General features: G+C 69.7%; 24 protein-coding genes and 1 pseudogene. 10 read left to right on the top strand and 15 right to left on the bottom strand.

What is annotated here, in order from left to right:
- Nucleotides 1-281 precede the first annotated feature (281 nt).
- Nucleotides 282-1,175: an SAM-dependent methyltransferase gene (locus AC07AG_RS26825; RefSeq protein WP_478758354.1), complete on the top strand. Its 894-nt coding sequence runs from the start codon at nt 282-284 to the stop codon at nt 1,173-1,175.
- 41 nt (nt 1,176-1,216) lie between these two features.
- On the opposite strand, the gene AC07AG_RS26830 is transcribed toward AC07AG_RS26825, so the two are convergent.
- The 10 genes from AC07AG_RS26830 to AC07AG_RS26875 all read right to left on the bottom strand — a co-directional run bounded on the left by AC07AG_RS26830 (nt 1,217) and on the right by AC07AG_RS26875 (nt 13,499).
- Nucleotides 1,217-1,636, bottom strand: a complete 420-nt coding sequence (locus AC07AG_RS26830; protein WP_478758355.1) for a hypothetical protein — start codon at nt 1,634-1,636, stop codon at nt 1,217-1,219.
- Nucleotides 1,637-1,792: 156 nt separating this feature from the next.
- A complete protein-coding gene (locus tag AC07AG_RS26835) occupies nt 1,793-2,206 on the bottom strand; it encodes a DUF6010 family protein (protein ID WP_478758774.1) in 414 nt (137 codons plus the stop codon).
- A 158-nt stretch (nt 2,207-2,364) separates the two neighbouring features.
- Complete coding sequence (locus AC07AG_RS26840) at nt 2,365-3,438, bottom strand: NAD(P)/FAD-dependent oxidoreductase (protein ID WP_478758356.1); 1,074 nt, start codon at nt 3,436-3,438, stop codon at nt 2,365-2,367.
- Between the two features lie 73 nt (nt 3,439-3,511).
- Nucleotides 3,512-4,756 (bottom strand): SGNH/GDSL hydrolase family protein, encoded by a 1,245-nt coding sequence (locus AC07AG_RS26845; RefSeq protein WP_478758358.1) that lies wholly within the window; start codon nt 4,754-4,756, stop codon nt 3,512-3,514.
- Nucleotides 4,753-7,173 carry a glycoside hydrolase family 95 protein gene (locus AC07AG_RS26850; RefSeq protein ID WP_478758360.1) on the bottom strand — a complete coding sequence of 807 codons (2,421 nt, stop codon included), beginning with the start codon at nt 7,171-7,173 and terminating at the stop codon, nt 4,753-4,755. The genes AC07AG_RS26845 and AC07AG_RS26850 overlap by 4 nt, the downstream gene beginning before the upstream one ends.
- Before the next feature lie 56 nt (nt 7,174-7,229).
- Nucleotides 7,230-9,014 carry an alpha-galactosidase D gene (locus tag AC07AG_RS26855; RefSeq protein ID WP_478758362.1) on the bottom strand — a complete coding sequence of 595 codons (1,785 nt, stop codon included), beginning with the start codon at nt 9,012-9,014 and terminating at the stop codon, nt 7,230-7,232.
- 66 nt (nt 9,015-9,080) lie between these two features.
- Complete coding sequence (locus AC07AG_RS26860) at nt 9,081-10,007, bottom strand: carbohydrate ABC transporter permease (protein WP_478758364.1); 927 nt, start codon at nt 10,005-10,007, stop codon at nt 9,081-9,083.
- Nucleotides 10,004-10,948 carry a carbohydrate ABC transporter permease gene (locus AC07AG_RS26865; RefSeq protein ID WP_478758365.1) on the bottom strand — a complete coding sequence of 315 codons (945 nt, stop codon included), beginning with the start codon at nt 10,946-10,948 and terminating at the stop codon, nt 10,004-10,006. Before AC07AG_RS26865 ends, AC07AG_RS26860 begins: the two co-directional genes overlap by 4 nt.
- A gap of 41 nt (nt 10,949-10,989) precedes the next feature.
- Nucleotides 10,990-12,312, bottom strand: a complete 1,323-nt coding sequence (locus AC07AG_RS26870; RefSeq protein WP_478758366.1) for an ABC transporter substrate-binding protein — start codon at nt 12,310-12,312, stop codon at nt 10,990-10,992.
- A gap of 8 nt (nt 12,313-12,320) precedes the next feature.
- The gene (locus AC07AG_RS26875) at nt 12,321-13,499 is read right to left on the bottom strand and encodes an ROK family protein (RefSeq protein ID WP_478758367.1); all 1,179 of its coding nucleotides are present in this window, start codon (nt 13,497-13,499) and stop codon (nt 12,321-12,323) included.
- Between the two features lie 179 nt (nt 13,500-13,678).
- Between AC07AG_RS26875 and AC07AG_RS26880 the strand changes: the two genes are divergently transcribed.
- Nucleotides 13,679-15,802 (top strand): alpha-galactosidase, encoded by a 2,124-nt coding sequence (locus AC07AG_RS26880; RefSeq protein WP_478758369.1) that lies wholly within the window; start codon nt 13,679-13,681, stop codon nt 15,800-15,802.
- 7 nt (nt 15,803-15,809) lie between these two features.
- On the opposite strand, the gene AC07AG_RS26885 is transcribed toward AC07AG_RS26880, so the two are convergent.
- Nucleotides 15,810-16,949, bottom strand: a complete 1,140-nt coding sequence (locus AC07AG_RS26885) for an FAD-dependent oxidoreductase (protein ID WP_478758371.1) — start codon at nt 16,947-16,949, stop codon at nt 15,810-15,812.
- 104 nt (nt 16,950-17,053) lie between these two features.
- Complete coding sequence (locus tag AC07AG_RS26890) at nt 17,054-17,641, bottom strand: TetR/AcrR family transcriptional regulator (RefSeq protein WP_478758373.1); 588 nt, start codon at nt 17,639-17,641, stop codon at nt 17,054-17,056.
- Between the two features lie 102 nt (nt 17,642-17,743).
- Here AC07AG_RS26890 and AC07AG_RS26895 point away from each other — a divergent pair, with 102 nt between their 5' ends.
- From AC07AG_RS26895 to AC07AG_RS26915, 5 genes are all read left to right on the top strand, one after another.
- On the top strand, nt 17,744-18,811 hold the full coding sequence (locus tag AC07AG_RS26895) for an NAD(P)-dependent alcohol dehydrogenase (protein ID WP_478758374.1): 1,068 nt from the start codon (nt 17,744-17,746) through the stop codon (nt 18,809-18,811).
- Nucleotides 18,812-18,877: 66 nt separating this feature from the next.
- On the top strand, nt 18,878-19,180 hold the full coding sequence (locus AC07AG_RS26900) for an ArsR/SmtB family transcription factor (RefSeq protein ID WP_478758376.1): 303 nt from the start codon (nt 18,878-18,880) through the stop codon (nt 19,178-19,180).
- The gene (locus AC07AG_RS26905; protein WP_478758378.1) at nt 19,177-19,569 is read left to right on the top strand and encodes a VOC family protein; all 393 of its coding nucleotides are present in this window, start codon (nt 19,177-19,179) and stop codon (nt 19,567-19,569) included. The genes AC07AG_RS26900 and AC07AG_RS26905 overlap by 4 nt, the downstream gene beginning before the upstream one ends.
- 73 nt (nt 19,570-19,642) lie before the next feature.
- Nucleotides 19,643-20,497 carry a helix-turn-helix transcriptional regulator gene (locus AC07AG_RS26910; protein WP_478758380.1) on the top strand — a complete coding sequence of 285 codons (855 nt, stop codon included), beginning with the start codon at nt 19,643-19,645 and terminating at the stop codon, nt 20,495-20,497.
- Nucleotides 20,498-20,624: 127 nt separating this feature from the next.
- Nucleotides 20,625-21,689, top strand: a complete 1,065-nt coding sequence (locus tag AC07AG_RS26915; RefSeq protein WP_478758382.1) for a lytic polysaccharide monooxygenase auxiliary activity family 9 protein — start codon at nt 20,625-20,627, stop codon at nt 21,687-21,689.
- Here the strand turns inward: AC07AG_RS26915 and AC07AG_RS26920 are convergent.
- Nucleotides 21,683-22,078: a hypothetical protein gene (locus AC07AG_RS26920; RefSeq protein WP_478758384.1), complete on the bottom strand. Its 396-nt coding sequence runs from the start codon at nt 22,076-22,078 to the stop codon at nt 21,683-21,685. The two genes, AC07AG_RS26915 and AC07AG_RS26920, sit on opposite strands and share 7 nt — an antisense overlap.
- Nucleotides 22,079-22,178: 100 nt before the next feature.
- Here AC07AG_RS26920 and sigJ point away from each other — a divergent pair, with 100 nt between their 5' ends.
- Both sigJ and AC07AG_RS26930 read left to right on the top strand, forming a co-directional pair.
- Nucleotides 22,179-23,096: an RNA polymerase sigma factor SigJ gene (gene sigJ / locus AC07AG_RS26925; RefSeq protein WP_478758386.1), complete on the top strand. Its 918-nt coding sequence runs from the start codon at nt 22,179-22,181 to the stop codon at nt 23,094-23,096.
- Between the two features lie 313 nt (nt 23,097-23,409).
- Nucleotides 23,410-24,321, top strand: a complete 912-nt coding sequence (locus AC07AG_RS26930) for a calcium-binding protein (protein WP_478758388.1) — start codon at nt 23,410-23,412, stop codon at nt 24,319-24,321.
- A gap of 85 nt (nt 24,322-24,406) precedes the next feature.
- Here the strand turns inward: AC07AG_RS26930 and AC07AG_RS26935 are convergent.
- Nucleotides 24,407-25,015: pseudogene (locus AC07AG_RS26935) on the bottom strand (dihydrofolate reductase family protein).
- Between the two features lie 8 nt (nt 25,016-25,023).
- Nucleotides 25,024-25,947 carry a metalloregulator ArsR/SmtB family transcription factor gene (locus tag AC07AG_RS26940; RefSeq protein ID WP_478758390.1) on the bottom strand — a complete coding sequence of 308 codons (924 nt, stop codon included), beginning with the start codon at nt 25,945-25,947 and terminating at the stop codon, nt 25,024-25,026.
- A gap of 162 nt (nt 25,948-26,109) precedes the next feature.
- On the opposite strand from AC07AG_RS26940, the gene AC07AG_RS26945 reads away from it, so the two are divergent.
- On the top strand, nt 26,110-26,631 hold the full coding sequence (locus tag AC07AG_RS26945) for a hypothetical protein (protein WP_478758392.1): 522 nt from the start codon (nt 26,110-26,112) through the stop codon (nt 26,629-26,631).
- Nucleotides 26,632-26,649 lie beyond the last annotated feature (18 nt).

The following is a 26,649-nucleotide window of genomic DNA, read 5'->3' on the forward strand; positions in this document are numbered from 1 at the left end:
CCGCCACCGGGCGCCAGGCGGCTGAGCCGCAGAGCCGCTTGGCGCTTTCGGGGCTCCACCGCGACGGCGCCCGGTGCTAGCGTCCCAGCGTCCGGCGCGTACCGCGCACGCCCCTGCATCGTCCATTTTTTGAGCACGCCTTCTTGAGCACGCGCTCCCGATCGAACACGCCCTCTCGATCGAGCACGCCTTGTCGATCGAGCACGCCTTGTCGAACTTCTCGAACTCATCGAGCGCGATTCCTTGACGACCGACCGCCCGTCGCTGAAAGGGATGCACCCATGACCGTGGAAGACACCGGCGCAAGCGGCACGACGGCCCCCACCCCCGAGGAAGTCGGGGCGATGTACGACCAGTTCGGCGACATGCTCGCCCTGACACTCGGCTCCACCGCCGTGCACATCGGCATGTACGCGCCGCACGGCGAGCGCCCGCCCGTCACCACGCTGACCGCGCTGGCCGACCTCGCCCAGGACCGTCAGACCGAATTCCTCGTCGACACCATCGACTTGGCGCCCCACGAGCATCTGCTCGACATCGGCTGCGGGACCGGCGGCCCGGCCGTCCGCCTGGCCGAGCGCACCGGCGCCCGCGTCACCGGGATCAACGTCAGCAAGAGCCAGCTCGCCCGATGCCAGGAGCGCCTCAAGGCCCGGGGCCGGTCGGCCCAGGGCCTGGCCGAGCGGGTGGATTTCGCCTACGGCAACGCCATGCGGCTGGACTACGCGGACGCGGCCTTCGACGCCGCGTGGTCCATCGACTGCGTCCCCCACCTCTCGGACCGGCCCGCCGGGCTCCGTGAGGCCCTGCGGGTGCTGCGTCCCGGCGGGCGGTTCCTGTTCACGGAGTTCGCCCTGCGCGGCAGCCCCACCGCCGAGGAAGTGGCGGCCTATACGCGGATGTGGACCTGTCCCCCGCTCACCCCCTTCGCCACGCTCGTCGGCGAGCTCCAACAGGCGGGCTTCCATGTGGAGTCCGTGCGCGACATGACCGCGAACGCGGCCCTGTGCGGCGAGCTCATGTGCGTGCTCTACGAGGACCGGCGCGGCGAGATCGAGGAGCGGTTCGGCAAGGAGGCCCTGGCCCACACCGATCCGCTCATGGCTCCCTACCGCTCCTTCTGCCGCGACCACATGGACTACTACCTGCTCGTCGTGCGCGTGCCCGAGGCCTGACGGGGCAGGGCCTCGGGCACGAGCGGTGGGCGCGCCGCGGGTCAGCTCACGGTCACCTTGACGACCGGCGAGACGGTCGCGCCACTGGCGACACGCAGTTCGTTCTTGCCCTTGAGGCCGAGCTTGGCGCGCAGGCCGTAGCTCCCGGACGTGTTCGTGACCGTGCTCGCGGGCAGGGCCTTCCACACCCCGTGCTGCTTCTGCTGCAGGGTCACCTTGCTGCCGGCCTTGAGCCCGGTCGCCTTGCCCGTGATGCGCAGCTCCTGCCAGGCGCGGACGTGGGAGACGGATGCCTTCGCCGTGAGCGTGGCCGGGGCGGGCTTGGCTGCGGCCTGCGCCGGGACGGGCTCCGGGCCCGATCCGGCGGCCAGCGCGGCGGTGGCGGGGATCAACAGGACCGATCCGGCGATGGCGGAGACGGCGGCGGTGCGCAGAAGGCTGTGGCGGCGAATGTTTCGCATAACGGCAGTGATCCCCTTGGTCGTCGGTCAGTACGCGGTCCTCGTCGTGCAACGAGCCGCACAATGAGGAACATAAACGTATGCACCCGACATTGCGATCACCCGGAGAGCGCGTAACGGAATCCGGTAAAACCGGTCACAGCACCGCAACTACCCTCACAGCTCGGCCGCGTGGTCTCCGGCCCGGCGTCCCCGGACGAGCGCGATCAGCGAGGGGCCGCCGCGCAGGCACCAGAGCGCGATGACGGGATCGCAGATGGCGCAGCCGAGGGACGAGTCGTGGGCGAAAGGGATGATCGGGTTGCCCTTGATGTGGTGGAGCAGGTCCCAGCCGGTGTGGAGCAGCCAGCCGATGCCGATGAACGTCCAGGATTCCAGGCCCCGGTAGGCGCAGTACGTGACGGCGGCGGTGAAGAGGAACTCCCAGCCTCCGAATCCGCCGCCGCTCAGGTAGGCCGCTCCCGCACCGGCCACCATGATCGCGTTGAAGCGGCGCCGGTTCGGTTCGCGGATCAGGGACATGGCGAGGGCGTAGAGGACGCCGATCAGTACCGGTGCGACATAGGGCATGACCTGCATGGAGTTCCTTCACTGGTGGCGCGCGCCCGGTCCGTGCCGGGATCACCGCCGAAGTTATCCGGGGCCGTGGCCGCCTCCCAGTGGCATTAATGACAGCCTTCAACGGGATAGCGACACCGGCAGAACGGACCCTTCACCCGCCCCCCTCACTACCCCTCGGCCCCGCGATGGCCCGCCTCGCCACCGGCCAGGACGGACTCGATCCCGTGCCGCCGCTCCCCCAGCACCCGATGGCAGTTGGCGGCTTCCGCGGCCGGGCTGAAGGACTCCACCACGTGCCGCGCCGCCACCGCCGCCGCGGTGTCGGCGGCCACGAGGTCGGCGTTGATCGCTGTCGCGGCCGTCATGCCGGAAGCCGCGGACACCATGACTCCGGCCACGAGATCGGTGACGTTGCCCGCGACCCACACCCCCGGGACGCTCGTGAGACCGGTCGCGTCCGACTCGACGTAACTGCCCACGCCCATCGGGTGGTTCACGCCCGTCAGGCCCAGCCCCGCAAGGACCGCGCCGCGCGCCTCGAACCGCGGCGCCACGGCGAGAGCCCGCACCGGGATGCGCCTGCCCGATGCCAGCCGTACGCCGGAGAGCTGGTCCGCCTCGACATCGAGACCCGTCACCTCGCCGTCGACCACGGCGATGTCACGGGCGGCCAGTTGCTCCCACTGCTCCCCGGTCAGCTCACCCGCGGTGTGCAGGAACAGGGTCACGTCCGGCGACCACTGGCGGAACAGGAGCGTCTGGTGCACCGCCATCGGACCGGTCGCCAGGACGCCGATCGGCTCGTCGCGCACCTCCCAGCCATGGCAGTACGGGCAGTGCAGGACGTCACGGCCCCACCGCTCCCGCAGGCCTGGCACATCGGGCAGCTCGTCCACGAGCCCCGTCGTCACCAGCAGGCGTCGCGCGCCGTGGCTACGGCCGCCTGCGGTCTCCACCACGAAGCGCTTGCCGACCCGACGGACGCCCGTCACCAGGTCCGACACGATCCGCCCGCCGTACCCGGCGACCTCGTCCCGGCCGATCCGCAGCAGTTCGCCCGGCGCGAGGCCCTCACGGGTGAGGAACCCGTGCACCCCGCCGGCGGGAGCGTTGCGAGGCTCCCCGGAGTCGACCACCAGCACCGAACGCCTGGCCCTGGACAGGGTCGACGCGGCCGAAAGACCGGCCGCGCCGCCCCCGACCACCAGTACATCCACGTCTTGCTCATTCGTCTCAGTCATGCGGACACCGTGCGCCTGACCGCCGCGGATCGGCAATCTTCTTTGCCACTTCAGCAAGTAGCCCTCGCCGTCCTCACCGCCCGCACTCCAGATCCCTCAGGTCGACGGCCTCGGCCATCACTCGCATGCCCTTGTCGTTGGGATGGAGGTGGTCCCCGCCGTCGAAGACCGGGAGCAGGCGCTCGTGGTCGTACGGGCTGCGGAGCACCTTGTCGAAGTCGGTGACGGCGTCAAGATCGCCACTGTCCCTGATGAAGTCGTTGACCTCCTGGCGCACCGCCTCACCCTCGGCGTCGAACTCCGACCAGCCCTTGAAGGGCAGCACCGTTCCGCCCACGACGCACTTGCCCGCCGCGTGCGCCCGCTCGATGATCTGCCGGTATCCGGCGATGAGCTGACCCGCCGTGACACCCGTGTGCGCCTTGATGTCGTTGATGCCCTCGAACAAGAACACCGTGCGCACGCCGGGTTGGGAGAGGACGTCTCGTTCCAGCCGGGCCAGGGCGCTCTGCCCGGCCCCGTCGGCGAGCACCTTGTTGCCGGAGATGCCCTCGTTGGCGACACCTCTGATGCCGGTTCCGGACGCACTCTGCAGCCGCCGCGACAGGTAGTCGGGCCAGCGACGGTTCGTGTCACCGGTGGACTGCCAGCCGTCGGTGATGGAGTCGCCGAGGGCGACCACGGCGCCCGTGCCCGCCCCGCTCTCCACACTCACCGCGTCGAGGTAGAACCACGAGCCGATCCGCTCGCCCCAATTGCCCTCGCCCTCCTCCCCGGCATGGTCACCGACCGCCGCGTACGACGTCTGCATGGCCATGCCGTGCCCCGTCGCCCGGCCCGCGGCCTCGGCCACGTACAGGCTGACGACCAGATCGCTCTGTGCAGCGAGCCGTCCGGGCAACGGGTCACTGGTCACGCTCTCGCCCGGCGCCACCGTGACGGACCGCCCGCCCCCGAAGGTGACCCTGCGGTTGCTGCCGGGGACGAGCCGCGCGCCCTCCGCACGCGCTCCGGCGTAGGCGCTGCCGAAGGTCACCGGCTGGTCGCCGAAGGCGTTGGACAGCCTGATGCGCGGATGGGCGCCGCCGACGCTCGTCCTGACGACGAGGCGGTAGCTGCGGTCGGCGAGCCCCTGGCCGAGCCGGTCGGCGCTCGCTCCCCACGTGACGACCTGATGCCGGTTCGCCTCCCCTGCGGCCGAAGCCGTCGCCGCCGAAGCCGTCGCCGTCGCCGTCGCCGGTAAGCACAGCGCGAACACGAGCCCGCAGGCGATCCCGACGGCCCGCGCACGGCGCGCGCACCACTCGCGGGGCCTCAACTGCCCTCCCCCCGCAGCGTGATGGAACCGCCCGGCTCCAGGACGACCTTCCTGGTCACACCCCCGTACGACACCGTGGTGCCGCGTCCGCCGACACTGCGCAGCCTGGCCTCGGTGACCTTCCCCGCCCGCCACCGCACGTCGACCACGAAGCCGCCGCGCACGCCGACGCCTGTGACCGAGCCGGAGCGCGCCCAGGCATCGGGCAGAGCGGGCAGCAGTTCGACGTGTCCCGGCCGTGAGTAGACCAGCATCTCGAGCATCGCCGCCGCGGTGCCGAAGTTGGACTCGATCTGGAAGATGCCGCGGCCCTTCTCGACCTCGTAGATGTCGAAGAGGTTCATCGCGGTGCCGTTGCTCCCGCCGGTCGACGGCCGCAGATTGTTCACGACCAGCTGGTACGCCTTGTCCGCGTCCTTCAGCCGGGCCCAGCACAGGCTCCGCCAGGCGTTCGCCCACCCGAAGCTCTCCATGCCGCGCGCGGTGAGCAGCGCCGTCGCGCCTTCGACCAAGGCCTTCGGGGTCGATGCGTCGGGGCGGATCCTGTCACCGGGGAAGAGCTGGACCAGCGGGGAGAGGTGCCGGTGGGTGGTCTCGCCGAGATTCTCGGGTGACATCCACTCCTCCAACCAGCCTGTCTTCGAGCTGACTTGAGGGAGGTAGAGGCGGTCCTGGAGCTTGCCGACCTTCCTGCCGTGGGCGGCGTCCCTGCCGAGGACGGAGCAGGCCGTGCGGTAGTTCTCGAAGAGCGCCCAGACCAGTTCCTGTGCGTACGTGATGCCTTTGGCGTCGAGCGGGCCGTGCTCGGGGGACCAGTCGCTGTCGGCGATCAGGACCTCGCGGCCCTTGCCGGTCGCCTCGTCGGTGACGGTCGTCGTGAGCAGCCGCGCCTCCCAGAACTCGCAGGCTCCCTTGAGCAGTGGGTGGATCCTGGCGAGGTAGGCCCTGTCCTGGGTGAATTCGTAGTGCTCGAAGAGGGAGTTGGACAGCCAGGCGTTGCCCGCGGGATGCCACCACCAGCCGTTGCCACCGTGGATGTTGGTGGAGATGGCCACGGTCCAGCCCGCGATCTTCCCGCTGGAGTTGCGGTAGCGGTTGCGCGGGTCGTTGAACAGGGTCCTGGTGAGCTCGGTCCAGGAGGGAAGCTGCGCCAGGCAGTAGTCGGCGTACGCGTCGAAGCAGGCGGAGAGTGCCGCCCGGTCCGCCAACCAGTAGTTCATCTGGATGTTGATGTCGGTGTGGTAATCCCCCATCCAGTCCGGGTCGTTGCCGTCCAGCCACAGGCCCTGGAGGTTGAGCGGCAGGCTGTCGCGGGATCCGGCGATCATGAGGTAGCGGCCGAACTGCAGATAGGACGCCTCCAGTTCGGGGTCCGCATCGCCGCTCCGGTCGCGCGCCTGCACACGTTCCCAGGTGTCGAGGCCGCGTTGTGTCCGCGACGACGTGCCGAGCGAGACGGCCATCCGCTCGAACAGGCGCCGATGGTCGGCGACATGGGAGTGCAGGAGCGTGGTCGCCGAATGGCGGGCCGCCGCGAGGACCTTGGTCCTCGCGAGCCGCTGCGGGTCGAGGTCGGGGTCGCGGTAGCCGGCGGCCGCGTCCGGCGCGTAGTTGGTGCCGCCGCTGACCACGACGGTGAGCTCCTTGCATCCGGTGAAGGAGATTCGCGAGCCGTCGACGGCCACCGTGCCGGTGGTGCTGTACGCCGTCACCGCGGCGCCGTAGCGAAGACCGCCGTCCGGGAAGGCGGCACCGAACGAGGCGGAACGGGGGCCGTGTGCGGTGGTGGTCTCGTCGTGGGTCCCCGCAAGGGTGACCATTCCCGTGTAACGGCCGCCGCCCTGCTGTGAGAAGTGCAGGACGATGGCGTCGTCGGGATGGCTGGCGAAGATCCGGCGCCGGTACTTCACCCCCGAGCGGACGTACGAGGTGGTGACGAGCCCCTGGCTGATGTCGAGCTCGCGGCGGTAGTCGGAGACCGCCGAGAGGTCGTGGTCGGGTAGGTCGACGGTCAGGCGGCCCAGGAGGGTGAAGGAGCCGAAGTTGTCCCGGCCGTACGGGAATTGGCCGTCGGCGTCGAGGGTGGCGTTCGGGCCGCCGGTCCACATCGTGGCGTCGGTGATGAGGAGCAGTTCGCGGGCGGGGTCGTTGCCGGTGAGCGCGCCCAGACGTCCGTTGCCCACGGGCAGGCCCTGTTCGATCATCGCCCGGTCGGATGCGGGCGCCTGGTACCAGAAGCGGGTCGTCTCCGCTGCGGCGAGCAGGGGCGAGTCCGTCTCCCGGGCCACGGGGGCGGAAGCCGCGAAGGCGGGCAGACCGCCCAGTGCGGTGAAGGCGCCCGCGGCGGCGGCCACGGAGAGGATGTCGCGGCGGCTCGGTCTGGGGCGTGTCGATTCGGTGTGCTGGTCGTCGTCCACGAGGCACTCCATTCCGGAGGGATGGTGCGTGCGGGAGGTGCGGGGAGGCTTGCCTGTCAGGAACGCTTCGGTACGCCGATCCGGTCGACGTCAGGGGCGTATCCGTCACCGCTGTCGAAGGTGACCGTGTTGCTGCCGGCCTTCAGGGTCACCGGCACGCCGATCGTCTCGGCGGTTCCCCAGTCACCGGTGGAGGGGAACTTCAGGGCGGTGGAGCCTTGGCCGTTGGCGGAGACCTGGACCGTGCGCGGATCACCGCTGACGTACGCGACGTCGATCACGTATCGCCCTGCCTCGCGCACCACGATGTCGTTGAACCGGAGCTTTCCGCCTTGGTAGAGATTGCCGACCTTGCTGCCGCCCGAGCACGCGGCGCAGTCGCCGACCGTCGCGTTGCCGCTGAGGGTGTTGGCGGCGGACTCGGCCTCGTACCCCGTCATCTGCTGCTCGGGGCCTCGGGGTGCGACGGTGAACAGGCGCGAGCCGTGCGCGGGCAGCGTCTGCGTCACCTTGTCCTTGTAGGTGCCGAGGTCCTCGTGGTTCCACAGGTCACGGACCTTGCCCCGGCCCGTGAAGCCGAGGGTGGAGAAGTCGGCGGTGACGGCGGCGGGCGAGTCGCCGAGGTTGAACAGGGCGACGGTGTGGCTGCCGTCGGCGTTCTTCGCGCTCCATACCTGCCGGTCGCCGGATGCCGTGATGGGCCTCGCGGGCGGCGTGCTGCCCTGGTTGAGGGCGATGACCTCGCGGTTGGTCAGGAGCGATACACCGTAGTCGTCGAGGCGGGTGAGGTCGTCGCCGGTGTAGAGGGGAGACTTGGCGATGGCCCACAGCGTCGCGTAGCTCTGCCGTTCGGCCTTGGTCAGGCCGTCCATCTCGCCGTTGCCCACGTTCAGGGAGTCGAGGTCGTTCCAGCCGCCGGGACCGGCGTGCCGGGTCCAGCCCGGTGCGTCGTCCCAGCGGTCGTCGACGGAGTTCTCCCACGACACCAGGGTGTTGCAGTAGCACTCGACGTCCGTGTCGATGCGCCAGCCGTTGGAGTGCTGCTTCCAGTCGGCGACGTGGTTGATGTCGAGCGCCCAGGAGATCTCCAGGTGGATCGGGCGTCCGGCCTTGGCGATCGCCTTCTTCCAGGCGGCCACGTCGGCGACGTTGTTGTAGTTGTCGCCGCTCTTGGAGGAGCCGGGGCCCACGCCGTCCAGCTTGAGGAAGTCATAGCCCCAGTCGGCGAAGAGCTGGGCCTGCGAGTCGATGTACTTCTGCGCGCAGGGCCGGGAGAAGTCGAGCTTGTAGGCGCTGTCCCAGCCGTTGGTGGTGCGCAGGTCGTCGTGGACGATGTCGGCGGTCGTGCAGCCCTCCGCGTTCCAGATGGGCACCTTTCCCTCGCCGTACGCCTCCTTCTCCAGGCCCACCGGCAGATAGATGCCCGCCTTGAGGCCCTTGGCGTGGATGTCGTCGGCGACGGGCTTCATGCCGCGCGGGAAGCGGCCCGCGTTCGGTGCCTGGCGGGCATAGGCGTCGAACTCCGGCTTCCACGCCATGTCACGCCACCAGCCGGCGTCGATGTTGACGTACTCGTAGCCGTACTTCTTGAGCTTGGAAGCCATGGCGCCGGTCTGCTGGAGAACGTTCTTCTCGGTGAGGTAGCTGTAGTCGCCGTCGGGGTTGAGCCCGGGGTACTTCGAGGACTGCATGCTCCAGCTGGTCCAGCCCATGTAGGGCTTCCGGGCAAGATCCGCGGCGGGCTTAGCCTCGGCCACGGGATCAGCGGCGGCGGGCACGGCCGTCGTCAGACCGGCGGCGAGGGCGAGGACGAGCAGGGAGGAGTACAGGGACGACCGCATGGGCCGGACCTCCTGAAGTCGGGGGCAGCGTGTCGGGGGTGCGGGACGTACGCGCGGCCGATCGGGTCAGCCCTTGCCGGAACCGATGGTCAGTCCGCTGATGAACTGGCGCTGGAGCGCGAAGTACACAAGGAGCGTGGGGATCGCGGTCAGCAGCGCACCGGCCGCGATGAGGTTGGGGTTGGTGAAGTACTGGCCCTGGAGATTGGCGAGTGCGGAGGTGATGGGCCGCTTGTCGCCGGTGTCGATCAGGGCGAGCGACCAGAAGAAGTCGTTGTAGATCCAGATCGATTCCAGGGTGGCGAGCGCCGCGAACGCGGGCCGGCACAGCGGGAGCACGATCTGGAAGAACTGCCGCCACGCGGGAGCGCCGTCCACCAGGGAGGCCTCGGTGATCTCCTTGGGGATCGTCCTCATGTAGTTGCTGAGGACGAAGGTGCAAAAGCCGCACTGGTAGGCGATGTGGATCGCGATGATGCCCCAGACGGAGTCGTAGAGCAGGAACGAGTCGCTCATCCAGCCGGGCAGCGGGATCTGCAGGTAGAGCCGGTACAGCGGGGTGATGAGCACCTGCGCGGGCAGCAGGTTGCCCGCGGTGAAGAACATGAGCAGGGCGATGTTCCACCGGAAGTCGAAGCGCGAGACGAAGAAGGCGACGGCGGCCGAGAACAGCAGGGTGCCGAGCACAGCGGGGATCGTGATGAGGACGGAGTTCCAGAAGAAGTGCGGCATCCCGGACTGGCTCCAGGCGCTGGAGAAGTTCTCCAGGCTGATGCCGTGCGGCCAGGACAGATAGCCGTGCTTCGCGGTGTCCTCGTAGGGCCGCAGTGAGGTGTAGATCGCCCACAGCAGCGGGACGAGCCACAGGAGGGCGATCCCGCCGAGGAGGAGGTGCCTGCCGGTCTGCCGCTTGGGGCGCGGCGGGCCGTCGCCCGAGAGCGGTGCGCGGCGGGTGCGTGGGCCTGCGGCCGGCGGGGTGACGGTCGCGGTCACTGGTCCTCCTTGCGGAAGGTCTGTACGAGGAAGGCGCAGATGGCCAGCAGGGAGACGACGAGCAGGACGACCGCGAGCGCGGAACCGTACCCGATGTGGCTGGACTCGCCGATGATGTTGTCGGTGATCAGGAGCGAGAGGAGCTCCATGCCCGGTTTGCTGCCGGTGCCGCCGCCCAGGACGTACACGATGTCGAACGCCCGCAGCGACTCCATGACGGTCACGACGAGGATGATGATGTTGACCGGCTTGAGTGCGGGAAAGACCACGCGCAGGAACGTCTGGCGGCCGTTGGCGCCGTCGAGGGCGGCGGCTTCCTTCAGCGCGGGGTCGAAGCCCTTCAGGCCCGCCAGGTAGAGGATCATGATGTAGCCGGTGTGCCGCCAGGCCGAAGCGACCAGCACGGCCCAGAGGTTGAGGTCGGGGTCGCCGAGCCAGTCGATGGGCCGACCGGAGCCCGCACCGCTCAGGATGCCGTTGAGCAGGCCGTTGTCGGGGTTGTAGATGATCTCCCAGATGAAGCCGACGACCGCCAGCGAGAGCACCATCGGCAGGAAGATCGCGGTCTGGTAGACCCGCGTGAAGCGGATCTTCCGGTCGAGCTGGTAGGCGAGGAAGATGCCGAACGGGGTGGGCAGCAGCGCCGTGAACAGCAGCCAGACGACGTTGTGCTGGACGGCAGGCCAGAACGGCGGGTAATTGGTGAAGATCTCCCGGTAGTTGTCGAGACCGGTCCAGCGGATGTCGGACAGCGCGATGCCGTCCCAGTTCGTGAAGGACAGGCCCACGGAGGCGAGCGCGGGAAGCCAGACGAAGACCAGCAGGGCGAGCAGCGGAATGCCGACGATGACGGTGAGGAAGACGCGGTCACCGGGGCCGAGCCGCCGGGGCCGGGCACGCTTGGACGGGGGCGCTGGACGCGCCGTGCGCACGGAGGACATGGTGAACCTTCCCGGTCCTGATCAGGCCGTGTCAGGAGGTGTCAGGCCGTGAAGAAGCGCGAACGCTGGGACTCGATCTTCTTCAGGAGGGCCGCGCCGTCGTCCGGGTGACCGAGCCATTCGGTGAATCCCGGCAGTACGACGGTGGAGATGAAGCCCGGGTCGCTGTCGCGGTCGCCGAACTGGGTGATGTGCTTGGCCGACGCGATGAGGTCGGCGGACTTCTTCTGCAGTGCGTTGTACTTGCCGGTGTCCGCACGGGAGTTGACGGCGACGTTGCTCGGGTCGACGCCCATGTAGAGATTCTCGGCCTCGGCTCCGCCGAGGTATTCGAGCAGTTTGGTGGCGCCCTTGAGGTTCTTCGGCTCGCGGCTGAGCATGAAGCCGTCGGTGGGGGCCTCGACGGTCTCCTGGCCGTGGGCCGGGTCGACTTCCGGGAAGGGGAAGAAGTCGATGTCCGCGCGGAGCTTCTCGTCGGTGATCTGCTGGCCGAGGAAGAGCCCGATGACCGCCATGCCCGACTTCTTGTCGAGCAGCGACTGGGCGGCGTCCTGCCAGGAGCGGCCGCCCGCGCCCTGCTGGTAGAAGCCGCTCAGCTCACGCCACAGGTCGAGCGTCTTGGTGGTGCGGCGGTCGGTCCAGGCGACCTCGCCCCGCATCAGGTCCATGTGGAAGTCGTAGCCGTTGGCGCGGAGGTTCAGATAGTCGAAGGCCCCGAGGATGGACCAGCTGTCGCCGCCGCCGTAGCCGGACGCGATCGGTGAGAGCCCGTCCTTCTTCATCTTCTTGGCGAGCGCGGTGAACTCGCTCCAGGTCCGGGGGACTTCATAGCCCCGCTGCTTGAACACGCTCTTGCGGTAGAAGACGGCCCACGGGTAGTTGTACAGCGGGACGAAGTAGTACTTCCCGTCCTCGCCCTTCGACAGTTGCTTGGCGGCATCGCTGAATCCGGAGCCTATTTTCTCCCATACGTCGTCGATGGGATGGGCCAGCTTCTTCTTGGCGAAGTACTGCATGCGGTAGCCCGCGAACCAGGTGAAGACGTCGTCCGGTGTGCCCTGGAGGTAGGTGGAGATGCTCTTCTGGAACGTGTCGTGGTCGACGGTGTTCGTCTTCACCTTGAGGCCGCTGTCCTCGGTGAACGCGCCGGTGACGGCGGCGTAGGCCTTCTCGGGGGTGGCATCGGCCCCGTTCGACCCGAAGGTCACCGTCTTCGGATCGGCGGCCGGTCCGCCGCCGCAGGCGGAAAGGAGCGGGGCGGCCAGCGCGGCGGCGCCGACCCCGAGGGATCCGCGGACCACGGTGCGGCGGCTCGGCTCGCGTGCCTCTCGGGCGGGGAAGGGTCTGCGGCTCTGCTGCGTCATCGCAACTCCTAGTACGTGTCTATGCCGATGAAGGACTGGATCGCCGTGGCCGCGGCCCCGCGCGCCCACTCCTCGAAGGGCAGGGGACGTGTCATCACGTCGCACTGCGCGGCGGTGCCGAAGGCGGACGCGGTGAACGCGTCGCGGATCTGCTCGGCGAACAGGTCGTACGCCGCGAGACCTTCGCCGGAGATGATCACTCGCTGCGGTCCGAGGACGTTGACGACGGCCCCGATGGCGCGGCCGATCGCCTCCCCGGCTCGTGTGTAGGCCTCGCGCGCACCGGGGTCGCCCTGGTGCGCAAGCTCCAGGGCGCCTGCGGAGTCGGCGACCGGGATGCCGGTCGCCTCGCGCACGCGGCGGATGATGGCGGCGTCCCCGGCGATCGCCTCCACACAGCCGGTGTTGCCGCAGTGGCACGGCGGGCCCAGCGGGTCGATCGGCAGATGGCCGATCTCACCGGCCACGCCGTGCGCGCCGGAGACCACCTTGCCGTGCACGACGAGACCGCAGCCGATGCCCGCACCGACGGTCACCAGGGCGAAGTCGGAGATGCCCGCCCCGGCGCCGAACCACTGCTCGGCGACCGTCAGCGCGCGGACGTCGTTGTCGACGGTGACGGGCAACCCGGTGACCGTGGAGGCCAGTTCGGCGAGTGGCACGTCCCGCCAGTCCAGGAAGGGCGAGTAGCGCACGACACCGGCGGCGCGGTCCACGTCACCGGAGACGGCGAGTCCGAGCCCGCGCACCTCGACGCCGAAACCCTCGGCCTCCGTGAGGAGTTCCTGGACGAGTCCGGAGATCGAGGCGAGCACGGCGCCGGGGTCGCGGTCGGTGACCGGGAGGTGGCGGGCGACGCGGATGCGGCAGCACAGGTCGGTCAGGACCGCGATGATCTCGTCGCCGGTCACCTTGACCCCGATGAACAGGGCTCGCCCGCCGTCGACCCGCACGAGAGTGGCGGGCCGCCCGAGGGAGGGCCGTGCCTCCTCGTCCGCGTCCTCGACGAGGTAGCCGGCCGCCATCAACGGCCGTACCGCTTTGGTGACCGCCGCCGATGACAGCGCGGTCCGCCGGGAGATCTCGATCCGCGTGAGCGGGCCGTGGGTCAGGACAGTGGTGAAGACCAGGGAGGCGGCCGGTGTGGGTGCCGGAACCACGTCGATACGAGGGGTCGTCGAGCGCATGGCCGAAACGTAGGGGGTGTTCTTTTCCTCTGTCAATGAAAGAAGCAAGCACCTTTCAAGAAGCCTCTGCAGAGGAGCCGAGACATTCAAATATGCGACAGCCATCGGGTATTGACAGCTGATCCAAGGGAGTGTTGGCTGCCGCATGTTCTCGAGGCGCTATCTGAACGTGAGGATCCATGCCTGTGATCTCCTTCGCCCCTGCGACCGGGGTCTGGCTGCTCTGCACTCCCCGCACGTCGTACGCGCTCCGGATCGATGACACCGGAGCGCCCTGTCATCTCGCGTGGGGACCACGGCTGACCCTGGAGGATGCAGAGGAGTTCGCCGCTCCCCCGGCCCCGCACCCCAGCAGTTTCGAGGGGCGGCCTCCGGTCGGCGAGGAACTGCCCGTCGACGGCGGGGCACGGTTCGGAACCCCCTCGCTGCAGGTGCGCTTCGCCGACGGCACCCGCGCCTTCGAATGGCAGGCGACAGGCCATCGCGTCCACGAGCCCGCGCCGGGATCGACGGAACTTGCCCTGGAGTTCCGCGACCGCCACTACCCCCTGGGGATCACCCTCCACTACCGCGTCCACGACGACAGCGACGCCATCGAGCGCTGGTCCGTGCTGCGCAACACCGGCGAGGAAGCCGTGACGCTGCTGCGCGCCGACTCCGCCGCCTGGACGCTTCCTGCGAGGGACGACTACCGGCTCAGTCATGTCACGGGCCAGTGGTCCGCCGAGACCCAACTGCACAGGGAACGCGTGCCGTTCGGCGAGACCGTGCTCACCAGCCGCAGGGGCATCACCAGCCATCACGCCAACCCCTGGGTGATGCTCGATGCGGGCGACGCGACCGAGGAGCACGGCCAGGTGTGGAGCGCGGCCCTGGCCTGGAGCGGCGGCTGGCGCGTCACCGTGCAGCGCACCCCTGACGGCCGGACGGGCTTCACCGGCGGCGCAGGCCACGACGGCATGGCCCAACCCCTCGCCCCTGGCGAGGAGTTCACCACTCCCCAGCACGTCGGCCTCTACACGGACGGTGGTTTCGGCGCGACGAGCCGCGCCTGGCACGCGTACGTCCTGGCCCACGTGCTCCCCCACCCCGAGGAGACACGACCGGTCCTCTACAACTCGTGGGAGGCCACCGGATTCGACGTCGACGAGGCAGGCCAACTGCGCCTGGCGGCACGGGCGGCGGCGCTCGGAGCGGAGCTCTACGTCATGGACGACGGATGGTACGGCGCACGCCGCGACGAAGGCGCCGGGCTCGGCGACTGGACACCGTCACCGGACCGCTTCCCCGAGGGGCTCGCTCCCCTGGTGCGCGAGGTGCACCGGCTCGGGATGCGCTTCGGTCTGTGGGTGGAGCCCGAGATGGTCAACCCGGACAGCGATCTCTACCGCCAGCACCCGGACTGGGTCCTGCACTTCCCGCACCGCACCCGCACCGAGCTCCGCAGCCAGCTGGTGCTGAACTTCGCCCGCCGTGACGTCGCGGACTGGGCGTACGGCTGGCTGACCCGCCTGGTGGGCGACCACGGCATCGACTTCCTCAAGTGGGACATGAACCGCGCGCTCAGCGAGGCGGGCTGGCCGGACCGGGCGGACGGCACGGAGCGCGTCCGGACGGCGTACGTGCACCGCCTCTACGACGTCATCGACCGGCTCCGCGCCGACCATCCCGGCCTGCGCATCGAGGCGTGCAGCGGCGGTGGCGGGCGGGTCGACCTGGCCATGCTGTCCCGCACGGACCAGGCGTGGGCGTCGGACAACACCGACGCGGCGGACCGCGTCCTCATCCAGCACGGCTACGGCCAGATCTACCCGGCCCGGACGATGGCCGCGTGGGTGACCGACGTGCCCAACCCGCTCACCGGCCGGTCGGTGCCGCTGCGCTTCCGCTTCCATGTCGCGATGGCCGGGGTGCTCGGCCTCGGCGGCGACCTGACCCGCTGGACCGACGAGGAACTGGCCGAAGGCGCGGAGCTGGTGGCCGAGTACAAGCGCGTGCGCCACCTCGTGCAGCACGGGACACAGCACCGCCCGCGCGGCCCGGTCGACGACGGCCCGGCCGCGGTGCAGTACACGGCGAAGGACGGCAGCGAGGCCCTGCTCCTTGCCTGGCAGAGGGCCCCGCGCCACGGCGCCGCGCACCCACCGCTGCGCCTCGCCGGCCTCGATCCGTCCGCTCGCTACCGTGACGCCCGCACGGGTGCGGTCCATTCCGCGACGGTGCTGAGCGACTACGGAATCCTGCCCGAACTGCCGCGCGGTGACTGGGCCAGCGTGGCGGTGCATTTGGTCCGGGTCCCTTGACGGTGACTCAGGTCGCCTGTTGTCCCAGCTCGGCGAGCATCTTGAGCATGGCCTGGGCGGAGGGCTCCTCGGAGTCGCCTCCCTGCATCTCGACGCCTTCGAACATGGCGGGCTCGGCGCTGCGGGGGAACATGGCCTGTTCGTACTCGGTGAGCGCGGCCTCGACGTCGTCGGGGTGCGCGGCGAGAAACTTGCCGAGCTCGGCGCCGTCGAGCATGGCCAGGTTGGCGCCTTCGCCGTTCGGGGCAGTGAGGTGGGCGGCGTCCCCGAGCAGGGTCACTCCCGGGACCCGGTCCCACCGGTGGCCGGTCGGCAGGGCGAAGAGAGGGCGCAGGACCGGCGGGGTGTCGCTGTCGGTGATCAGCGCGGTGAACTCCGGCGCCCAGCCGTCGAATTCCAGGGCGATGCGCGCGGTGGCCACGGCGGGATCGCCGAAGTCGATGCCGTCGAACCAGTCCTGCGGCCTGGACAGTCCCACGTACGCGTGCAGGGTGTCGCCCTTCTCCCGGTGAGCGAAGATCTCCCGGTCCGGCGCGGGCACGATCATCGACCCGCCGCCGACCGCCTTCGCGGTGGCGGGGTGCCGGGCGCAGGCGTCGAACAGGTAGGTGTCGACGACCGACTTGCCGACGTACTCGGGTATGGCGGCGGAGAGCAGCGGCCGGACCCGTGACCACGCGCCGTCCGCGCCGACCAGCAGGCCCGCGACGACGGTGCCGCCGTCGGCGAACGTCACCTCATGACGGCCATCGCCGCGTGCACGGGTGCCGCTGACCTTGTGATCCCACCGGACGGTGCCGGCGGGGAGCGCATCGAGCAGGATCTGTCGCAGCTCGCCGCGCTGCACCTCGGGGCGGCCCCCCGTGCCGTCGTCGGTCATCTCGTGCAGGAGGGTCCCGTCCGGGTCAAGGACCCGCATGGCCTGGCGGCCCTCCAGGATGATGCCGCGGAACTCGTCCATCAAGTCGGCTGCTTCGAGGGCGAGTTGCCCGTTGTAGTCGTGGATGTCGAGCATCCCGCCCTGCGTGCGTGCCGTCGGCGATGACTCCGCCTCGTACACCGTGGCCGGGATTCCGTGGATGTGGAGGACGCGGGCCAGCGTGAGGCCGCCGAGTCCGGCGCCGATGATCGTGACGGGGGTGCGCATGGCGACTCCTCCAGGCCGGGGCCGCCCGTGATCTCCGGCGGCCGTTCCTGGCAAGGTGTCAGGACACGCCGACAGGCCACCGACAGCTGTCCGACAGTCCCCGACTAGCCGCTCGCCATGGCGCGGCGGACGCTCTCGTGGAGCAGGGCGCGGCGCTGCTCGTGCAGTTCCGGCGGCTCCTGGGCGGTCGCGGCGTAGACATTGCTGACCGGTGACCACGCCATCGACATGGCGATGACCATGGCCATCACGTCGAACGGATCCCCTTCGCACACCAGCCCGGCGGCCTGCGCCTCGGCGATGGCGCGCAGCTTGCGGTCATCGAGGCGGTCGGGGTCCTCGACCAGGTGACCTTCCGGGCGTCGCTCCAGGCGGGCCCAGGTGGCGAGCCGGATGAGATCGGGGCGCAGGAGGTACTCGTCGTACAGGCGCACCGCCCAGTCCGCGAGGTCCGTGGCGTCGATCGGCACGACGTTCACGATCCGCTCCAGCGAACCGAAGAAGATGGCGTCGAAGAGCCCGTCTTTGTTCCCGAAGTAGGAATAGAGCTGAGCCTTGTTGGTGCGCGCGGCGGCCACGATCCGCTCGATGCGCGCTCCGGCGATCCCGTGCTCGGCGAATTCCTGGGTCGCCACGTCGAGGATGCGCTGGTAGGTCGCGGCTCCGCGGGTGGTCAAGGGCTGGTCGGCCATGCCCGCAGGCTACCAAACAGAACAGTTGGTTTGCCTGGCGGCCCACGGGCGCCTACGCTCCAAATAGACCGAACAGTCTGTCTGAATATCCGAGGAGGGGCCATGAGGACCACTGTGAGCTGGCAGGCCGAAGGACCGGCGACGACGCTGCGGCGGACACCACTGAAGCGGCGCGACCTGCGCCCCGACGATCTCGCGGTCCGGGTGGACTACTGCGGGGTCTGCCACACGGACCTGCACGCCCTCCGGTCCCGCGACGACGACCAACCCCTGGTGCCGGGGCACGAGTTCACGGGCGTGGTGACCGAGACGGGGTCCGAGGTCTCCGGCGTCACGGGCTTCGGCTTCGGTGACGCGGTGGCGGTGGGCAACATCGTCGACTCGTGCGGCACGTGCGCCATGTGCCGGGCAGGCCAGGAGAACTTCTGCCACGCGTTCCCGACCCTCACCTACGGCGGAGTCGACCGCCACGACGGATCGACCACCCAGGGCGGGTACTCCCGTGAGTACGTCGTCCGGTCGCGGTTCGCGTACCCCCTTCCCCCCGGCCTCGACCCGGCTGCCGCCGCTCCCCTGCTCTGCGCCGGGATCACCGTCTGGGAACCGCTGCACGCCCTCGCCGCGGGACCGGGCACCCGCGTCGCCGTGGCGGGCCTCGGCGGTCTGGGTCATCTCGCCGTCAAGATCGCCGTGGCGCTCGGCGCCGAGACCTCGGTCATCAGCCGCTCGCCGGACAAGGCCGACGACGCACGCCGCCTCGGCGCGCACGAGGTGATCGTCTCCACCGATCCGGAGCACATGGCCGCCGCCCGCGACCGGTTCGACGTCGTCATCGACACCATCGCCGTCCCGCACGACCTCGGCCCCTACCTGCGCCTGGTCGCGATGGACGGGACGCTCAGCCATCTGGGGCACCTCGGGCCCATCACACTGGAGACCACCGACCTGCTCATCGGACGCAAGCGGCTGAGCTCCGCGGGGAGCGGCGGGAGGCCGGCGACCGCCGCCATGCTGGCCTTCTGCGCCGAGCACGGCATCACCGCCGACATCGAACTGCTCCCGTCGGCCCGCGTGAACGAGGCCCTCGACCGCCTCGGGCGCAACGACGTCCGCTACCGCTTCGTGCTCGACTTGTCCGACCTGGACCAAGAAGCAACCCCTGCCTCCTGACCCCCAGGTCCTCCGCTGCGGCGGCCCGGCTTGATAGGCAAGTGAGCAATTGCCTATCGTGTGGTCGTGGCCGACGAACTCTTCAAAGCCTTGGCCGACCCCACCCGCCGCATCATCCTCGACGAACTCACGGAGAAATCCGGACAGACCCTGTTCGAGATCTGTTCGCGGCTGAGCATGAGGCATCAGCTCGGCATCTCCCGTCAGGGGGTCTCCCAGCACCTTGCCGTGCTGGAGGCCGCCGGGCTCGTCGAGACCAGGCGGGAGGGCCGCTACAAGTTCCACGACCTGAACACGGCCCCACTGCGGCACATCGTCGAGCGATGGCCCGTGCCCGACACGCCCCGACCGGAGGAGAGCACCTCATGAAGATCCATCTGACCAGCATCTTCGTCGACGACCAGGCCAAGGCCGCGGCCTTCTACACCGAGATCCTCGGCTTCGTGAAGAAGCACGACGTCCCGGTGGGCGAGAAGGACCGGTGGCTGACCGTCGTCTCGCGCGACGAGCCCGGCGGCACCGAGCTCCTCCTGGAGCCCGCGGGCCACCCTGCCGTCAAGCCCTACCGCGACATGATCGTCAAGGACGGCATCCCTCTCGCCCAGTTCGCCGTCGACGACGTACAGGCGGAGTACGAGCGCCTGCGCGACCTCGGCGTCCACTTCACCCAGGAGCCCTTGGACATGGGCCCGATCACCACCGCCGTCTTCGACGACACCTGCGGCAACCTGATCCAGATCGCGACCGAGCCGCAGTAGGCGGGCCGGTCGCGGTGAGACTGGGTACAGCGCACCCAGGCTGCGCACCCAGCCGCCGCCTAGCCTGAAGGACATGGACGGCAACCACCTGGGAGACTTCCTGCGCGCACGCCGTGCCGCGCTGCGGCCTCAGGACGCGGGCATCGCGAGCCACGGCATCCGCCGAGTGGCCGGACTGCGCCGCGAGGAGGTCGCGGTCCTGGCCGGGGTGAACTCCGACTACTACACCCGTCTGGAACAAGGGCGCGATCGCAACCCCTCGCCCCAGGTGCTCAAGGCCCTCAGCCACGCGCTGCAGTTGGACGCCGATGCCCGAGCGCACCTGTACCGGTTGGCCGGGGCCTCTCCGAGCGGCCGGTCGTCCGCCCTCGGCACCGAGCGGATCAGTCCGGCGCTTCGCCAGTTGATGGACGGCTACCGGAACACCCCGGCATCCGTCCTCAGCCCCGCCCTGGACCTCCTGGCCACCAACGCCCTGGCCGATGCCCTCTACGCCCCCTTCGACCCGGCACACAATCTGGCCCGCATGGTCTACCTGGACCCGGCGGGCCGCACGTTCTACCAGGACTGGGACCGGGCAGCAGAGTCCATCGTCGCCAACCTGCGCGAGGCGGCCGGCTTCGACCCGGACCACCCGCGCCTGCGTGAACTCGTGGCCGAACTCACCGAGCACAGCGCGGACTTCGCCCGCCTCTGGAACGCTCACACCGTGCGCGGCAAGACCAAGGACGCCAAACGCCTCCTCCACCCGAAGGTCGGCCCCCTCACCCTCACCTACCAGGCCTTCGACATACGGGAAGCGCCCGGCCAGCAGCTCGTCATCTACCACGCCGAACCCGGAACCAGCACCGAAGAAGCACTGCGTCTCCTCGGCTCGACATGCGCGACACACCCCCACCCTGCGCAGGCGCGCACCGACGAGATGTGAATCTGCCGCTTCCGTGCGCGGATCGCGGATCGCGGATCGCGGATCGCGGATCGCGGCAACCATCACGCGCCCGGCGGCAACCAGGAGGCGAGCCGCTCATCGGAAACTCCCCGAAGGAGACGTTCCCATGACCATCCCCCGCTCCCCCGCGCTCGTCAGAGTCCGACCAGTCCGATCCCGCTTATGGAACTCGGTGCGTGCCAGGCGCCTGGCATCCCTCACCGGCGCCACAGGCATCGCCGCCGCGGCCGTGCTTGCCGTCCCGGGCACGGCCGCCGCACACGGCGTCGCCATGATGCCCGGATCGCGCACCTACCTCTGCTACAAGGACCTGCTCGCCAACTCCTCCACCCAGATGCCGACCAACCCCGCCTGCAAGGCGGCAGTCCAGGAGGCCGGCACCACTCCGCTGTACAACTGGTTCGCCGTCCTCGACTCCAACGCGGGCGGTCGCGGCGAGGGTTACGTCGAGGACGGCACGCTGTGCAGCGCGGGCGACCGCAGCCCCTACGAATTCTCCCCGTACAACGCCGCCCGCACCGACTGGCCCGTCACCCATCTCACGGCCGGCGACACCATCGAGGTGAACTACAGCAACTGGGCCCACCACCCGGGCCGGTTCAAGGTGTACGTCACCAAGGAGGGCTTCGACCCGAAGCAGCCGCTGGGGTGGTCGGACCTGGAGAACGTACAGACCGTTCAGAACCCGCCGCAGGAGGGCGGCCCCGGCAGCGAGGCGGGGCACTACTACTGGGACCTGCAACTGCCCGAACGGACCGGTCAGCACATTCTGTTCGTCCAGTGGATCCGCTCCGACAGCCAGGAGAACTTCTTCTCCTGCTCGGACGTCGTCTTCGACGGAGGCAACGGCGAGGTCACCGGATTGACCGGCGGCGAACGGTCAGGCACCGCCGTCACCGCGCTCGGCTCGGGCAGCTCGGGCAGCTCGGGCAAGCAGAACACCGAGGCGGAAGCGGTGCACGAGGGCCACGAGAGCCACGACGGCGGCTCGTCGGCCGGCGCCCGCCCCGCGCCCGACACCACCCCGGACATCGCGAACACCGCCTCCGACTCACCCCTGGGCTCCCCTGGCGCCGACCTGGTCGGTGCCCTCGCAGGCGCCGGTGCCGTGATCCTCGCCGGCGGTACCGTCCTGCACCTGCGCTACCGCAGGCCGGACACCGATCAGTAGGTGCGCCCCTGCCGCCGGGCCAGATCCAGCACGCTCAGGCCGAACATCAAGACCCCCAGGGGGAGGTGAACCGACGGGACGTGCGCGATGCCGAGCACCACCTGAACCGAGGCGAGTGCGAGGAAGCCGGACGCGTGCCAGACAGGCCGCGGCGAGCCGCCGCCCGGCTTCCACGCCAGCACAGCGGTAAGCACGTACAGCATCGACGCCCCGTACATCACGCGGGCTCCGGCGCTGTGCAGCGTCTCTCCATAGGACGAGGTCAGCAGGAGCCCGGAGGAGACCGCCTGGAGGAAAATGGTCAGGGTCTGCAGGGCGATCGCGATCTGCAGGAACGAAACGCCGCGCCGTGCGTGCGCGTTCACCTTCGCCGTCACCTGGGTGGCCATGTCGCAGTCCCCTTTTCCGCCCGTGGGCAGTGGATCGATAAGGTCTCACGAGCCCGACGACGCGGGCCCGCGAAAGGTAAGGCGAGGGGCGGCCGGAAGCATGGGGACTGTCGGGACCAGAGCCGATGAGATAGTCGGCGAGCGACGCCAACTGATCAATGTCGCCTACCGGTTGCTCGGCTCGGTGACCGAGGCCGAGGACGCCGTACAGGACGCCTACACACGCTGGTACGGGCTGGCACAGAGCCGTCGGGAGGAGATCCTGTCCCCCGGCGCCTGGCTGACGACGGTGACCGGCCGCATCTGCCTGGATCTGCTCGGCTCGGCGCGGGCCCGCCGTGAACGCTACGTCGGCGCGTGGCTGCCCGAGCCGCTGCCCGATCGCACCGAGTGGGACCATGCGGGTGGCGCCGGTCTCCCCGGCCTCGCGGACCCTGCCGACCAGATCGTCCTGGACGAGTCGGTGGCCATGGCCTTCCTCGTCGTCCTGGAGTCGATGACGCCGGCCGAGCGGGTGGCGTTCGTCCTGCACGACGTCTTCCGGTATCCCTTCGCCGAGATCGCCGCCGTCCTCGGCCGGACGCCCGCGGCCTGCAAGCAGCTGGCGGCCTCGGCCCGGCGGCGGGTGGGCGGCGCGCACGCCCCGGTGACGGCGACCGGCCAGGCGGACGTGGTGAGGCACGTCAAACAGGCTTGGGAGACCAAGGACATCGCTGCTCTCGTCGGTCTCCTCGACCCTGCCGCCGTGATGACCGCCGACGGCGGCGGCATGGTCGGCACCGTCCTGCACCCGGTCGAGGGCGGCGCACGCATCGCCCAGTACATGGTCGCCATCGCCGACAGGGCTCCGGGGCTCGAACTCCTGGAGTGCTCGGTCAACGGTGTGCCGGGCCTGGTGGCCCAACGTGGCGGCATCGTCATGACCGTAGCCGCGTTCGACGTCTCCGACGCGCGCGTCACGCGGATCTGGGCGGTCCGCAACCCCGAGAAGCTGCGCCCGTGGGCGCGGGAGGGCTAGCTCCCCGACCGCCGATTCCCCCGCCGCGAAGGAAATCCGGCGACGGCAATTCCCCGGGAAAAAACTACGCCTTCTGCCGACTCCGGCCGGGATTCGCCGTCGTCCCTCCCTCATGAATTTCAGCCCAACCGCGTCTTACGAGGAAAGATCGGGCCGCGGATGAGCCGTCAAACACCCCTGGCCAGCGGGTACTTGTGCCGCAAGCGTCAGGAATCGACGTGCGCATCGCCCGCGCATCGCATTACAACCAACCCCAAACCCCGGCAGTCACACGTAATTGCAAGGACCACGTATGCCTCATGGAGGTTTTGTAATGCCCTCTCATCTCATCAGCCGCCGGGTTATCCGTACCGCGTCGGCGGTGACGCTCGCTCTCGGTACGGGGCTGGCCGCTCCGTTCTTCCTGGCGGGCACCGCCGCTGCCGTGGCGCCGGAAGCGACCGCCGCGTTCAGCGAGAGCGACCACGGGATCCTTTACACGGCGGCCTCCGGCCAGATCAACAAGGTGACCGTCACCGCGTCGAAGTCCGCAGGAACCGAAGAGATCACCTATGTGATCGACGATGCCGTGCCGGTCAGTGCGGGAGACGGCTGCTCCTACCCCGACAGCACGGACCGCACCAAGGTCTCCTGCACGGTCGCCACCCTGGAGAGCCAGGACCCGTACGCCACTTTGAAGTTGGCGCTCGGCGACGGTGACGACACCGTTTCCTACGACAATGCCGGCGACCAGACGTACTACTTCGCGCGGGCCGACCTGGGCGACGGCAAGGACACCTGGAACCACACCGGCGGCGTCGACGGCAACTCCGTCATCGGAGGGGCGGGCAACGACGACCTCTCGGTGGGCGAGGCCGGTGTGGTGAGCGGCGGTGACGGCAACGACACGCTCCACGCCGCGGCCGGCAGCATCGCGCAGGGCGGCAACGACGACGACACGATCTACTCGGACGGCGAGGAGAGCGCGGTCGACGGCGGCGCGGGCGACGACGTGATCCAGGGCGGCGCCGAGAGGCAGAGCCTGTCCGGCGACGACGGCAACGACACGATCCGCGGTGGGGCCGGCGACGACTTCCTGTACGGCGGCAAGGGCAACGACATCCTGTACGGCAACAGCGGCAACGACACGATCTACGGAAACAGCGGGAACGACGAGCTGTACGGCGGCGCGGGCCGGGACACCCTCTCCGGCGGTCCCGGCACCAACATCGTTCGCCAGGACTGACCTTCACACAGCCGGGGGATACCGCGCGCCCATCCGCGCGGTATCCCCCCTGGCGCACGCTTGGCGACTCGCGCGAGGGGACGGCTCAGCGGACCCGGTCGTAGACGAGGGCCAACGTCCCGTGCTCGCCCGCGCTCTGGCTGACGAGCGACCACTTCCCCGTGGGCAGGCCGTCGCCGAAGAGGCGCGGACCGCCGCCGAGGAAGACAGGGAAGATCGTGAGCGCCATCCGGTCCACCTTGTCGGCCGCCAGGAGTGCCTTGATGACGCTCGCGCTGGAGAGCACGAGGATGTCGCCGCCTTCGGTCGCCTTGAGGTCCGTGGCCACCTCGGCGGTCGGCTTGTCGGCGATCGTCGTCCGCTACCACGGCGCCTCGCCGATGGTGGAGGAGAGGACCACCTTGTCGGTGTCGACGAGCCACTTCGCGAAGGCCTCGTCCCGCGGGTCGGCGCCCTCCGTTCCGATGACGGTGGGCCAGAACCCGAGGAATCCCTCGGCGTTGACCCGTCCGAGCAGCGCCGTCGTCGCGGACTCCCAGAGGCTGGTCAGGTGGTCGCGGGCCACGTCGGTGAGGGCGTAGGGCATCACCCAGCGCATGTCCAGCGGGTTGTCCGGCGCGGCGTAGTGACCGTCGAGGGAGAGGCTCATGTTGGTGACGATTCGGCGGCCCGCGGTCTGCTTCGGCCTCTGCATCTGCTCTTTCACTTCGTGCTCCTCGTGTCGGCGTCGCTGTCTCTGTCGCTGGCGCTGTGGCTTGCGTGATCGGTGCTTTCGGTGCTTGCGGCCTCTTCGGTGGTGCCGGTGTCGTGCGTGTCCGTGGTCAGGATCGCGGCGAGCTTGTCGAGGCTCTGGCCGAAGCCGATCTCGATCCCCGCGATGAAGTCCGCGGAGTCGACCGTGCTGTCGGTGATCCGCCAGTGGACGTCGAGGTCCGTGCCGGTGTCGGTGGGCGTCAGGCCGAGGTCGACGTGCGCGGTGAACGCGAGGCCGCCGTCGGGAAGCAGTGGGGAGAGCCGGTAGGCGAGGCGCTCTGCGGGGCGTACGTCGTCGACGACTCCCTCCGCGCGCCCGGCGACCTGGGCGGAACCATCGGCGTCCTCGGCGTCCCGGTACTCGTGGGCGATCCGTCCGCCCTCTCGCGCCTCGAAGACCAGCTCGGAGACGCGAAGGTCGTCGGGCGTCCACCATCGGGCCAGCAGGGTGGCCTCGGTCAGGTGGCGCCAGACCGAATCGGGGCGCCCCGCCAGCGACCTGAGGAACCTGAACGAGCGGCCGTCGGCCCATCCCGGCTCCCCCGCGGCGGACCGCTCCGCGTCCAGGCTCGCCCCGTACCGCTCGAAGGTCTCGCGCGGGCCACCCTCCTGGTCCGCGATGTCGGCGATCCCGCCGAGCGTGGCCGCCAGGTCCCGCAGGGCAGCGGAGCGGAGCGCGTAGATGCGGCGCTGGCCGGTGCGCCGGGAGGTGACGACACCGGCGCGTTCGAGGATCTGCAGGTGCTTGGTCGTCTGCGGCTGGCGTGCGTCGGCGAGTTGGGCGAGGACCCCGACCGGACGGGGCCGCTCGGCCAGCAGGCTCACGAGCCGCCAGCGGGCCGGGTCCGCCAGTGCGGAGAGGAGTGCGTCCATGGAGCAAGTATTCGTCAAGAAGAATATTCGTATCAAAGAATATGAGCGGACGACTCACGCCTGTGGGGTCCGCAGCGACGTGCGGGCAGCCCATGGGCCCGTCTTGGCGGGGTACTCGGTAGCTCGACAGCGGTATCCGTCGATTCCGAGGAGGAACGTGCCGTGCGCGCCTTCAAGCTCTGGTTCGATCGAAGTCTTACCGCGCAGGCGGTCCTGATCTTCCTGCTGGGCGTGGGCGTCACCGCGCTGTTCCGCCGGGACGAGCATCCGGTCGTGTGGGTGGTTCAGGGGGCGCTCTACTCCGCCGTCGTCATCACGTTCGTGGCCGTGCAGCGCCGTAAGGCCGGTCGCGCCGCCGGCACCGACGCGCGCGGGATCGTCGAGCTCAACCGCAAGATCCGTCATCGTGAGGTGCCGAGGGAGCCCGAGGAGAGGGCGACCATGCGGCGGCTCGTCGCCGAGCAGTTGGGGCAGATGGAACGGGGGCGCCGGTGGCTGCCCTACTGGCTCGGCTCCATGGCTCTGATAGCCGTCGGCATGCTCGTCCTCGGGGCGGTCACCGGATCGTTGGTCTATCCGCTGGTCCTCGCGGGCGGCCTGATCGGGTTCTGTTGCTGGGTCCTCTGGATGCGTCGCCGTTCCCTTGACCGCTTTCGCCACATGCGTTCCGCCTTGCAGGGCTAGGGCGGACGGGGCCTTGCA

Source organism: Streptomyces sp. NPDC044044 (genome assembly GCF_056434405.1).